Raw genomic sequence first — 11,886 nt, forward strand, 5'->3', positions numbered from 1 at the left:
TACAGAACTTTCAATACAGAACTTTCAATACAGAACTTTCAATACAGAACTTTCAATACAGAACTTTCAATACAGAACTTTCAATACAGAACTTTCAATACAGAACTTTCAATACAGAACTTTCAACACAGAACTTTCAATTCAGAACTTTCAATTCAGAACTTTCAATGCAGAACTTTCAATACAGAACTTTCAATACAGAACTTTCAATACAGAACTTTCAATACAGAACTTTCAATACAGAACTTTCAATACAGAACTTTCAATACAGAACTTTCAATACAGAACTTTCAATACAGAAACTTTCAATACAGAACTTTCAATACAGAACTTTCAATACAGAACTTTCAATACAGAACTTTCAATACAGAACTTTCAATACAGAACTTTCAATACAGAACTTTCAATACAGAACTTTCAATACAGAACTTTCAATACAGAACTTCCAAACAGAACTTCCAAACAAAACTCTCAAATCAGAACTCTCAAATCAGAACTCTCAAATAAAACTTCTAAACAGAACTAATACTTATGTTCCATGTGAAACGTTTCATTTTTCAATCTACAAAATTTCAATTTCAAGAATCGTTCCACGTGGAACATCTTTTTTTTCCTTTAAAATTCAAACCTAAAAATTCGTTCCACGTGGAACGAATTTATTTTAATTCGAATTTTTTATATAACGTTCCACGTGGAACGTTATTATTATTTCTTTATTTTTCCTTGCTATGTTTCACGTGGAACGTTTTAAAAATAGAAATCTAAAAACGTTTCACGTGGAACATATTACTATTTAATAAAAAGAATTTTAGTTACTGTTCCACGTGAAACATCTTCATCTTCTCTTCTTCTTTAGATCTCATTAATTGAGCATCATTTTCTGTTTTATCTTTGTATCCACAGTAATGTAATATACCATGTGAAAGTACTCTCTTAAGTTCTTCGGTAAACGAAACATTAAAGTCTTTTGCATTATCTGCTACACGTTCTACAGAAACAAAAATATCGCCATTCAACTCGTTACCAACAGTATAGTCAAAACTGATAATATCTGTAAGTGTATCGTGATCCAAATATTCAACATTGATTTTATGTAGATATTCATCATCACAAAATATATAATTGATATCTCCTTCGTTCTTATTCTCAGAAACTATTACAGCACTAAGCCAGTCGCTAAAAGCCTGTTCGTCTCCTAAGGTAAAATCTGTTTCGTAATTAAAATTTATCATTTCGTATTAAAGTATTCTTGAACTTTTTGATTAAAATTCGAGCGCAAAGGTAGTGATTGTCTGTTTAATATCTCAACACTGTTTAAATATTCCAGAAGCGAACTCGGTAAAGCATTCGAACGATTTGTAAATTCAGCCTTGTTAGATTCAGATTGTCTTTGTGTATCCTGACCTTGTTGCTGAACTGCATTGTTTAATTTCCATAATTCTTGTTGGATATTTAATATGCGTTGCAGGTTCTCGTTCTTAAATCCTTTATTTAAAATCTGCTTTTCAGATTGCTTCATCTGATCTATTACAGATCTACCTTGAGCATCCAAACCTTTCTTTGATAATTCTTTTTGAAGCGCTTCTCTAAGTTTTACCTGCTCTTTATAAATCTCCATAATAGCTTCTGCATCTCCTTCTCCATCTTCTCCATCTTTACCATTCTGTTCTCCTTTTCCACTCTTTCCATCTTTACCAGAAGAACCTTTATCGCCACTTTTGTTTCCTTGTCCTTCTTTACCCTGACCATCTTTTCCTTGTCCGTTTTGACTTTGTCCAGACTTTCCATCTTTACCTTCTCCAGGTTTATCACCTTTCTGTTGTCCAGATTTCATTCCATCTTTCATCTTATCTGCAAGACCTTTTTGTTTTTGAATAATATCTGGTAATTGCATTCCTTGTCCGTCTCCAGGTTTTGGCTTTCCCGCTCCCGGTTTAGACATAGACATCTGCATGTTATTTAATAAATCACTTAAAAAATCAGCTAACTTATTGGCAGATGAAACAGCATATTGCTGGTGCGAAACTCCTCTAGGAATCTGAACATCGGTTAACGTTTCTATAGCCTTATCCATATTGTATTGTACGTTCCCAATTTCTTTAGTTACGTCTTCAGCAACCTTTGGATTACGCAATGAAAGTGCAAACAAACTATCATCAACATGTCTGAATTGCTGTTTCAAATTCTGCTGTACTTTTATATTTTTAGTGAATGTGGAAGAACCTAATTTCATAGCTTTAAACTGTTTCATCACATCTTCTTGTGATAATGAATACGCTAAAAGATTATCCAGAATCTGACGAAGCATTGCAACATCTTCTTCCATTTGTTCTTGCTCACCACCTTCCATTTCGCTTTGCATTCCTTGAGCCATATCCTTCATTTTCTTAGCGGCACTTTTCTGTTTTGGCTTAGCCGAAGAAGTATTCTTTTTACTCAATTCTTCTGAAGCTTTTTGAAGATCATTATCTACATCTTTCTCTTTTGAAGCATCTGATGGAATATCTAAAGGTTTCTTCAAAGTCTTATTTTCTTCTTTCAAATCTTTTAAATCTTCCTGTATTTTATCAAAAGATTTATTGATTTCGTCCTGCTTCTCTTTTGTGTTTTCCTTATCATTATTTGAAAGTTTCTCTTGTTGCTCAGCTAATTTGTTTAATTTTTCTGCAACCTGTTCTGCTTTCTTTGAAACATAAAAACGCTTGGTTAACTCCACCAATTGTTCTAAATTACGAGATTGGTTTTTGCTGATTTGTTTGAACTTTTCCATTTTATCAAACAGTTCTTCACTGTTTAATTTGTCGTTTAAGTTCTTTAATTCATCTAATAATTTCTGATTCTTTTCTAAATCTTTTTCTGCATTATCCAAACGCTTTTGTAAATCTTCAGCCGTTTTATCTTTCTTATCGTCTTTGAATTTATCAAGATTCTTATTCATTTTTTCAGAGAATTGTTTCATCATTTCGTCTTGCTGTTTTTGACGTTTGATAAAATCATTTATCTTCTGTTGATCTTTAAACTCTAAATTATCTTTTTCTTTTCCTGTATTTTGAAGCTTATCCATTTCTGAAATCTGCTTCGTTTGGTTCTTCAAAGACTTAGATAAACTATTGATATTATTATTTTGCTGTTGCAATTCCTGATCCTGAATTTCATCTGTGGTAGCTACACGATCTGAAAATGTAGAAGACTTTGTACTCTTAAATCCGTGCGGTGCATCGTTATCAAAAACTTCAAAATAGTATTCGTAAGACACTCCTTCTTCTACTGGAAGATTGCTAGGAAAATTAAAAACAAACTGATCGAATACTCCAGCTTTCACATTAATATTTCCACGTTTAGCAGACTGCGGTTTGTTACGTTCGTAGTATACAATCTGTAATCTAGAAAGACCATAATCGTCACCCACTCTTCCTAAGATATAGTTCTTATCCAGCTTCAAACTGTCTGGCGCAGGACCAACATTGATGGTTGGAAACTGATCTTTGATCACAGAAAGCTGATAATCTAGTTTTTCGTAGTTTTTGACCTTACTATTTGATGTAAGTATTTGATATTCGGTATTTTGACTTATATTTTTAGCTAATTTAAACTCATTTTCGAACTTATTGAATTTTACCGTCTCATTTTCTCTTTTCCATACAATTTCTTGTGTAGATTTGGTGTTCATTTTCCAAGTAACAGTCGTTCCTTCAGGTACAATTGCGTTTCCAGTTCCTTGAATTGTTTCTGATTTTTTCTTTAGATAAGAAGGAAAATTTAAAACCATTTCGAAGTTTGCAATAGACGGAACAGTGATTACTTTCAATTCATATTCTTCAGAAACTACATTATTTCCTTCAAAAGAAAATTGAATATTCTCTGTCGGTTTCTCTACTTTGAATTCGAATTTTCCAGTCTGAGAAGATTCCATAAAATAGCTTTCATCACCAATATGAATCATCACATTTTCTGGAACAATGTTTCCAACAGATTCCATTTTGATCACAAAATCTTTGTTTTGTTCTGCTTGCAAATTAGAATTTAGAACCACAAATTTGAATGGCGCCGGTGGTAAAAACGCAGAATTAAAATGCACTACTCTATTCAAACTCTGCGAAATTACATTACTGTTTCCAGAAATATAAAACACTGCAAAAAGCAAAATCGGAACTAAAGCTAATGGTAAATATTTTTTATTGGCTTTAAAATTAACTGCATTTCCAAACGGAATTGGTTGCAAAGAATTTGCTTTTTGTTCGATTGAAGCCAAAACTAATTCTGAACTCTCAGCATTATTTTCTGAAGACAATTGTAAAAAGTTCGTCAGCTTATCGCTCACTTCTGTGAAATGATTTCCAATAATTTTGGAAGCTTCGGTATAATCAATTCCCTTTTGAAGTTTGAATAATTTGAATAATGGAAACAGAATTAATCGGACTAGAAGAAAAACTTCAACCGCAATAAATAGCCAAAATAAAAATGTTCTTCCTAATGGTTTTAACCAAAGAAAGTATTCTACAAAAAGCGTGAACAAGAAATATAAAAGTCCGAATCCCGTAAAAAGTAAGATCCCTTTTATCAATTCGTTGGTGTAATATTTCTTAATGAAAGCTTCTAATTTTTGATATATCGCAGATGATGTTTTCAAAATAAATCTGTTTTAATTATAACCTATAAAAGTAGTAATTATAATAATATCTTTTTAAGATTCTAAGTTACTAAGACGCTAAGGTTCTAAGCTTGGAAAATCTAAAATCAACATTCTAAAATCTAAAATCATAAAACGTATCTTTGCACCAAAATATAAACAAAATGTCAAAGCAAGTTCGTGTGCGTTTTGCACCAAGTCCAACAGGGGCGTTACACATTGGTGGTGTTCGTACTGCCCTATTTAATTATTTGTTTGCCAAAAAACATAATGGCGTTTTTTATCTGAGAATTGAAGATACAGATCAGACTCGTTTTGTTCCTGGAGCCGAAGCTTATATTATGGAAGCTTTGGAATGGTTAGGAATTTCTCCTGAAGAAACCGTTGGAAAAAATGAAAAATTTGGTCCGTACAGACAAAGCGAACGTAAAGAATTATATAAAAAATATGCTGACGAATTGATTAATTCTGGATGGGCATACTATGCTTTTGATACTCCTGAAGCTCTTGATGCTTTAAGAAAAGAATATGAAGCTGAAAAGAAAACATTTATTTACAATCATACAAACCGAGAAAAACTAGATACATCTCTAGTAATTTCTACTGATGAAGTTTCTAAAAGAATTGCAAATGGAGAACATTATGTAATCCGTTTTAAAACTCCGGTTAACGAAACTTTACATTTAAAAGATATCATTCGTGGTGATGTAAGTTTTGAAACCAATCTGTTAGACGATAAAGTTTTGTTTAAAAGTGACGGAATGCCAACGTATCATTTGGCCAATATCGTGGATGATCATTTAATGGAAACTTCACATGTTATTCGTGGTGAGGAATGGTTGCCTTCTATGCCTCTTCACGTTTTATTGTACAGAGCTTTTGGTTGGGACGCTCCAGAATTTGCGCATTTACCTTTGATTTTGAAACCAAGTGGAAAAGGAAAATTATCAAAACGTGATGGTGAAGTTGGAGGATTTCCAGTTTTTCCTTTAGATTGGAAAGATTTAAAAGGTTTTAAAGGTGATGGATATTTACCAGAAGCATTAGTAAACTTCTTGTCAATGATTGGCTGGAACGATGGAACTGAAAGAGAATATTTTTCATTAGAAGAATTATGCCAATCTTTTGACTTAAGTAGAGTTCATAAAGCAGGTGCAAGATTTGATATTGATAAAGCAAAATCTGTGAATCATCATTATTTATCAAACAAAAGTGAATCATTTTTAGCTGAAACTTTTCAACCTGTTTTAGATGAAAAAGGAATTAAAATTGATAAAGTTACTCTTGAAAAAATAATCTCGTCAATAAAAGAACGTCTAGTTTTAACCACTGACATTTGGGATTTAACAGATTTCTTTTTTCAGGCGCCAACTTCTTATGATGAAAAAGCAAGCAAAAATTGGAAGGAAGAAACTCCAGCTTTAATGCAGGAATTGATTTCTACTTTAGAATACATCGACGGTTTTGATTCTGCAAATATCGAAGCAATCGTAAAAGATTGGATGACGAAAAACGAAATTGGAATGGGTAAAATTATGCAGCCTTTCCGTCTAAGTTTGGTTGGAGCACTTAAAGGTCCTCACCTATTTGATATTGTTGAAATCATTGGAAAACAAGAAACTATTTCTAGAATTCAGAAAGCGATTGCAACTTTATAAAAACAAAAAAGCTCCCAAATTGGGAGCTTTTTTATTAGAAAACTTTATAATATAAAATAAGAGAAACAGTATGCAACTTACCTTTTAAAGTAGGACCAGTATAAGTATTCGTTTCAGAATAATTATCCGTTTCAACTCCATCCAAAAAATTAGAAAGTCCCATATTGTATTTCAAAGCAAGTCTAAATTTGTTATAACCACCAACAAGACCTGCAGAAACTCCATAATTGATCTTGTTAATATTTGTTAAACTATTTTCGGTAAGTCTATATGGCAAATAATATTGTTCATTAGCATCATCTCTTGTACTGAGCTGACCCATATTATAAGAAACATATACTCCTGCCAAAGGACCAAAATAAATTTTATCTTCATCAGGTTTTATTATATAATAATTAAATTGAAAACCCATATCTATGTTTTGAATATTATATTTAGCCTGATGTACTGTTAGAGCTTGATTATCTACATAATCTAATTTCAAAGCACTATTAGTTACTATAAAACTAGATTCATAATTAAAACTCTCGTGATATCCAAAGTTAAATATAATACCAGCACTATAACTAACATTTGGATCTGTCAAAAGATCTTTGGAATCCAACATTGATTGATTAATACCAGCTCCTAGAGAAAATCCGCGAGGAACTTGCGCATGCATGGAAAGAGTAATAAAAAGTAAAATAAATAAATGTAATTTTTGTATCATAATTGTAATGTAAATATTAGTTGCATTTTAAATAAACAGGTGAATCAAAAAAACCAAGAATATCCATAAAATATTCGTCATTAGTATTAAAAGATTCCATCCGTTCAATAACTTTTGGGCAGTTTTTAAAATTTCTTTTAATCAATTCTGGCACCTTCTTTCTTAATTCAACATGACCTAAGCTTTTATTAGTTCCTTTAAAATCAAGAGTTTCAATAATATTATTATTTAAATCTAAAACCAAAATATCATAATAAGTTATTGTAGAATAAAGACTTTTACCTTGTTGTGTTGTTACTGAAGTAACCAGACAAACTAAACGTTTATCCACATCCTCGGCTAAAACAAAATAACCTTTTTGTTTCTTTTCAATTATAAAAGATTTAAAAACATATTGACCAAAAGAGGCATAATCTAAATCTTTGTATGTTATGTACTTTTCCCATGTTTTTCCTGGAATTACATATGAAATTCTCTTATCTATATTTATGATCTCAAAATCATTAAACTTATCAGATATTTCTATTTTAGTTCCATCTTTTTTTAGAATGAAAGAATTTTGAGAATAAAAATTCAAGCTAAAAAAGAATACTAAAAAAAATAAATTCTTCATTATTATCATTTTTATTGGTTAAACTAGTCTTCAGTAAACTTCGCCGATGCTGTAAACTCTTTTTGATTGTTGGTACTCTTTACGTTTGAAAAAGGTACATCGCAAAAAGTAACCATAAATTTTCCATTAGAAAAAGAAACAGAGACATCGCCAGATATAGCTTGATAATATAAAATAGAATGCCAATTAAAATCAACATGAACTGTATTAGCAGAGAGAGCGGTAGATGAATTTACTATTGTATAATTACCTGTTTTAGGAATATCATTTCCTTTAAAAAACACATTTAAAATAAGATCAAGATTACCTGTATTCAAAGTATAACTATTCTCTGGAGTACCATGTCCGTCAGTGTAGTGAGGAAAAAATGTTTGTTTTGTAAACGGAGAATTTACAAAAGTTATTTCGTAATTATTAACAGCACATGTTGTAACATTCTTTATTACAGTAACTTCTGTTGTTAATTCTTCTGTTTTACAAATTCCAATAGAAGTTACAAGTTTATACTCGCCAGACATGTCGACTGTAGAATTAGAAATAATTGGATTCTGAACATTTGATTCAAAACCATTTGGTCCAGTCCAGTGATAAGTTGCTCCCTCAATTTTAGGTGTCTTTAAAATAATTGGATCATTGGAAATAATTGGTGAGTTACTACTAACTGTAGTCGCAGGAAGTACACATCGTATCTCCCCTTTCTCAACACAACCTGAGAATAAAATTCCAATTCCAATGATTGGAAATAAAAAGCATTTAGAGTTCATTATAATTAATTAATGTTAAAGGCACGAAAGTAATTTAATACTTATTAAAAAAACTGATTTATTTATTTGTATTTTTAGAAAATCTTAAAACATAAATTTTATAACCATGGGTACAGCATTTATTATTTTATTAGTACTAGCATTCTTCATTTTGATGTCTTCATTTTTTACAGTGAAGCAGCAAACTTCAATTGTCATCGAAAGATTTGGAAAATTTCAAAGCGTAAGAAATTCAGGATTACAACTTAAAATTCCGTTGGTTGACAGAATTGCGGGACGTGTTAATCTTAAAATTCAACAGCTAGATGTTATCATCGAAACCAAAACCAGAGACAATGTTTTCATTAAAATGAAAGTTTCAGTTCAGTTCAAAGTGATTCAGGAAAAAGTATACGAAGCTTTTTATAAACTTGAATATCCACACGATCAGATTACTTCTTATGTTTTTGACGTTGTTCGTGCCGAAGTTCCGAAACTAAAATTGGATGATGTTTTTGAAAGAAAAGATGATATTGCCGTTGCAGTAAAACGTGAATTGAACGAAGCAATGTCTACTTATGGATATGATATCATAAATACTTTGGTAACTGATATTGATCCAGACATCCAGGTAAAAAATGCAATGAACAGAATTAACGCTGCGGATAGAGAAAAAACAGCAGCAGAATTTGAAGCAGAAAGTTCAAGAATTAGAATCGTTGCAAAAGCAAAAGCCGAAGCAGAAAGTAAACGTTTACAAGGACAAGGTATCGCAGATCAACGTCGAGAAATTGCAAGAGGTCTTGTAGAAAGTGTTGAAGTTTTGAACAATGTAGGTATTAATTCTCAAGAAGCTTCTGCCCTGATTGTTGTAACTCAACATTATGATACATTACAGTCAATTGGATCTGATGCAAACTCAAACTTGATTCTTTTACCAAACTCTCCACAAGCCGGAAGTGATATGTTGAATAATATGGTTGCTTCTTTTACAGCCTCAAATCAGGTTGGAGAAATGATGAAGAAAACCAATAAAAAAGTTGAAAAACATAAACCAACTCCACCACAATCTGGTTATGAAGATGATGCAGCTCCAGAAATTTAAATAAATATCAAAAACGAAAAAGAGGCTTAACTGCCTCTTTTTTTATTTATAAACCAATTGATAACAAATGGTAATATGGATTGTAAAATTTCTGGAAATGATTTTTTGATATAACCTGTATAAGAAGAAATAAAACCATTTACAATATTTTGCGGTGTAATGCTTTCTTTGGTTTTCTGAAAACTTAAAACCAATTTATGATAATTAATCTCTTTCTCTAATTTTAAAACTTCGAGATCTCTTTCAATTTCAGCATAAGAAGCGTATTTTTTTCTTTCCATAAATTAATCATTAAAAAAGATTTCTGAGAATTTTTCTAAAATTGGCCCTTCAACCATTTTATCTTTTACAAAGAAAAGTAAGATAGTAAAGAGTAAATAGATCCCTCCTACTGTTAAAAATCCGAGAGCGTTACTTTCAAACAAAGCGCCGAATGCATACGCTGCAGCAAAAGATCCAAAAATTAAAACCATACTAAAACACAGTAAAATCAAAGTAAACTTGAAGATCAAAGTGGTAGATTTCATCGCCACCTTAAAACCCCAAAGTTTATAATAAGCAAGCTGACTGTCTAAATACGCTTTAGCCTGATCCTGCATATTATCTGTGTTTTCTTTTAAATCTTCAAAAGCCATAATTATAATTAAAATTAAAAAGCACAAAACTAACTTATAAAATAAGTCAGTTTCATGCTTTCATGAATGTAATATTATTTCTGATATTTAGCGTTTTGCTCTTTTAAATCAGCAAGTTTAGATTCTAAAAAAGTAATAACTTCTTCTGTTTTATGACTTACATTTGACAATAAATCATTTAACGTTCCGTCAAGGTTTGAAGTTGCGCTAGTAAATTTTTCACGAAGAACTTCAGAACCAGCTCCGATAGAATCTTTCAAATTATTAGCAGTATCATCAATACCTTCTTTCAACTTTGCTCTGGTTTTAGAACCTTTATCCGGAGCAAATAAAATTCCTATTGCCGCTCCCGCAGCTGCTGCAGCTAAAATTGCTGCTGCTGTATTTAAGTTTTTAGACATGATAATTACAATTTAAATTTAGTAATAAAGATAACCTTTTTTAAATTTATAAAATTCTCAATAATTGTAATTTACAAAAAATTAACAATCTTATTAATACACATAAGTTACTGCTTCATACTTACCGTCTCTTTCTGTGTAACTTACAAAAGGAGAACCATTTGTAGCCGACTTAGTTTTGATTCTCATAGCAGTTTGTTTCTGATTTGCAATTGGCGGTTCGCCTTTTGTCCTTGTCGAAACTCCAGAAAATGTTCCCGTTTGTTTCAGTCCTATTGTTTTTTCCTGAGGCAAAACAGTTACCATTTTATAATCATCTTTTGAATCTACAAGTACTTTATCAGAAATTTTCTGAGTTTGTTTTGTTTGTTTATTAGTAATTGATGAAACGGCATGTTTACTGATTTTGATTTCTTCAGAACTTCCAACATTAGAATAATAAACTAAACCATTTTCTGATTTAATGAAATTTACATCAAGAGTTTCACCGTTGTGTTTTGTAATTTGATGTGTTTGAGAAATTGCAATGTTTGCAAATAATAGCGATAGCGTAAAATATAAAATTTTCATGATAATTAGATTTAAATTAAAAATTGTCAGACCTGAAATTTAAAAACCAAACTTTCACACAAATTCAACGTTATGGAATTTTGTACATTATGATGCAATTTGAAAAATACCTTTTACGCGAAATATTATCAAAATTACATCACAACAAAAATGAGAACATAAAATTGTCTTTTCAAGAAATCAATTTTGAAATTGCACTGAAATAAAAATTACGAGTTTCTAAATTCAATGTAAATCGAGTTAGATTCTTTCACGGCAAATTTTAATTTTTATAAAAATCATCTCTGAGTTTTAGTATTGAGTTAAAAATACCAACTTTATAAACAATTGTGTGTTAACAAGCCGTTAAACTGACTAAAATAACAGTAAAAAGTAAAATAAAGCCTCTATTTAAACAATAATCTAAAAAACGAGTTAGATATCATAAAACATAAATTTTCTCTTTAAAATTCATTTATAGGGGCTAATTTTAATAATAATTAATTATTAAAATTATATTTTAAATAAATTTTATAAATAATAATTAAAAAATTTTACTATTTAAAAATTAATCAATTAAAATTATAATTCAAAAAAGCTTTGATTTTAAAAATTTGAGATCGAAAATAAATTTCAAAAGACAAAAAGGAAAATTTGACTTCAAAAAATTTAAAAATAGGTCTAAAATTGACAAAAATAAAAATCAAGCTTTTTAAGAAATGATTTTTAAAATTATGAAAAGGAAGTCAAAAGTTTTTTAAAGTAGCCGCAAATTAAATTTATGAAAGCCATTTTTAATCTATAAAAATTATAAAATTACTATTTTTAATAAATTTTATAAAT

At 30.3% G+C, this 11,886-nt stretch carries 12 protein-coding genes; 3 read left to right on the top strand and 9 right to left on the bottom strand.

The window, feature by feature from the left end:
* Positions 1-526 (top strand): hypothetical protein (locus tag ACFSC2_RS10640; protein WP_379818641.1); only part of this gene is annotated, 526 nt, incomplete at its 5' end.
* A 286-nt stretch (positions 527-812) separates the two neighbouring features.
* Here ACFSC2_RS10640 and ybeY read toward each other — a convergent pair.
* Positions 813-1,232 (bottom strand): rRNA maturation RNase YbeY, encoded by a 420-nt coding sequence (gene ybeY, locus ACFSC2_RS10645; protein ID WP_379816548.1) that lies wholly within the window; start codon positions 1,230-1,232, stop codon positions 813-815.
* Positions 1,229-4,630, bottom strand: coding sequence for a hypothetical protein (locus tag ACFSC2_RS10650; RefSeq protein WP_379816550.1), 3,402 nt, complete (start codon positions 4,628-4,630; stop codon positions 1,229-1,231). Before ACFSC2_RS10650 ends, ybeY begins: the two co-directional genes overlap by 4 nt.
* 164 nt (positions 4,631-4,794) lie before the next feature.
* Between ACFSC2_RS10650 and gltX the strand changes: the two genes are divergently transcribed.
* Positions 4,795-6,288, top strand: a complete 1,494-nt coding sequence (gene gltX / locus ACFSC2_RS10655) for a glutamate--tRNA ligase (RefSeq protein WP_379816551.1) — start codon at positions 4,795-4,797, stop codon at positions 6,286-6,288.
* A 34-nt stretch (positions 6,289-6,322) separates the two neighbouring features.
* Here the strand turns inward: gltX and ACFSC2_RS10660 are convergent, their stop codons facing one another.
* The 3 genes from ACFSC2_RS10660 to ACFSC2_RS10670 are packed head-to-tail and all read right to left on the bottom strand — an operon-like array spanning position 6,323 to position 8,374.
* Positions 6,323-6,997 (bottom strand): outer membrane beta-barrel protein, encoded by a 675-nt coding sequence (locus ACFSC2_RS10660; protein WP_379816552.1) that lies wholly within the window; start codon positions 6,995-6,997, stop codon positions 6,323-6,325.
* Positions 6,998-7,013: 16 nt separating this feature from the next.
* A complete protein-coding gene (locus ACFSC2_RS10665) occupies positions 7,014-7,610 on the bottom strand; it encodes a hypothetical protein (protein ID WP_379816553.1) in 597 nt (198 codons plus the stop codon).
* Between the two features lie 23 nt (positions 7,611-7,633).
* Entirely contained in the window at positions 7,634-8,374 is a 741-nt protein-coding gene (locus ACFSC2_RS10670; protein ID WP_379816554.1) for a hypothetical protein, read from the bottom strand.
* Between the two features lie 106 nt (positions 8,375-8,480).
* Between ACFSC2_RS10670 and ACFSC2_RS10675 the strand changes: the two genes are divergently transcribed.
* On the top strand, positions 8,481-9,458 hold the full coding sequence (locus ACFSC2_RS10675) for an SPFH domain-containing protein (RefSeq protein ID WP_379816555.1): 978 nt from the start codon (positions 8,481-8,483) through the stop codon (positions 9,456-9,458).
* Between the two features lie 26 nt (positions 9,459-9,484).
* Here ACFSC2_RS10675 and ACFSC2_RS10680 read toward each other — a convergent pair whose 3' ends face one another.
* From ACFSC2_RS10680 to ACFSC2_RS10695, 4 genes are all read right to left on the bottom strand, one after another.
* The gene (locus ACFSC2_RS10680) at positions 9,485-9,739 is read right to left on the bottom strand and encodes a DUF6327 family protein (protein WP_379816556.1); all 255 of its coding nucleotides are present in this window, start codon (positions 9,737-9,739) and stop codon (positions 9,485-9,487) included.
* A gap of 3 nt (positions 9,740-9,742) precedes the next feature.
* A complete protein-coding gene (locus tag ACFSC2_RS10685) occupies positions 9,743-10,093 on the bottom strand; it encodes a competence protein (RefSeq protein ID WP_379816557.1) in 351 nt (116 codons plus the stop codon).
* A gap of 74 nt (positions 10,094-10,167) precedes the next feature.
* On the bottom strand, positions 10,168-10,494 hold the full coding sequence (locus ACFSC2_RS10690) for a YtxH domain-containing protein (protein WP_379816558.1): 327 nt from the start codon (positions 10,492-10,494) through the stop codon (positions 10,168-10,170).
* A 93-nt stretch (positions 10,495-10,587) separates the two neighbouring features.
* Positions 10,588-11,064: a hypothetical protein gene (locus ACFSC2_RS10695; protein ID WP_379816559.1), complete on the bottom strand. Its 477-nt coding sequence runs from the start codon at positions 11,062-11,064 to the stop codon at positions 10,588-10,590.
* Between the last annotated feature and the right edge of the window lie 822 nt (positions 11,065-11,886).

This window comes from Flavobacterium artemisiae, assembly GCF_042678225.1.
GTDB classification, from domain to species: Bacteria; Bacteroidota; Bacteroidia; order Flavobacteriales; family Flavobacteriaceae; genus Flavobacterium; species Flavobacterium artemisiae.

Bases quoted from the DNA above. Each gene is read 5' to 3' on its own strand.
- ACFSC2_RS10665 (WP_379816553.1), bottom strand. From the start codon at position 7,610: ATGAAGAATTTATTTTTTTTAGTATTCTTTTTTAGCTTGAATTTTTAT.
- gltX (WP_379816551.1), top strand. From the start codon at position 4,795: ATGTCAAAGCAAGTTCGTGTGCGTTTTGCACCAAGTCCAACAGGGGCG.
- ACFSC2_RS10675 (WP_379816555.1), top strand. From the start codon at position 8,481: ATGGGTACAGCATTTATTATTTTATTAGTACTAGCATTCTTCATTTTG.
- ACFSC2_RS10680 (WP_379816556.1), bottom strand. From the start codon at position 9,739: ATGGAAAGAAAAAAATACGCTTCTTATGCTGAAATTGAAAGAGATCTC.
- ACFSC2_RS10670 (WP_379816554.1), bottom strand. From the start codon at position 8,374: ATGAACTCTAAATGCTTTTTATTTCCAATCATTGGAATTGGAATTTTA.
- ybeY (WP_379816548.1), bottom strand. From the start codon at position 1,232: ATGATAAATTTTAATTACGAAACAGATTTTACCTTAGGAGACGAACAG.
- ACFSC2_RS10685 (WP_379816557.1), bottom strand. From the start codon at position 10,093: ATGGCTTTTGAAGATTTAAAAGAAAACACAGATAATATGCAGGATCAG.
- ACFSC2_RS10690 (WP_379816558.1), bottom strand. From the start codon at position 10,494: ATGTCTAAAAACTTAAATACAGCAGCAGCAATTTTAGCTGCAGCAGCT.
- ACFSC2_RS10660 (WP_379816552.1), bottom strand. From the start codon at position 6,997: ATGATACAAAAATTACATTTATTTATTTTACTTTTTATTACTCTTTCC.
- ACFSC2_RS10695 (WP_379816559.1), bottom strand. From the start codon at position 11,064: ATGAAAATTTTATATTTTACGCTATCGCTATTATTTGCAAACATTGCA.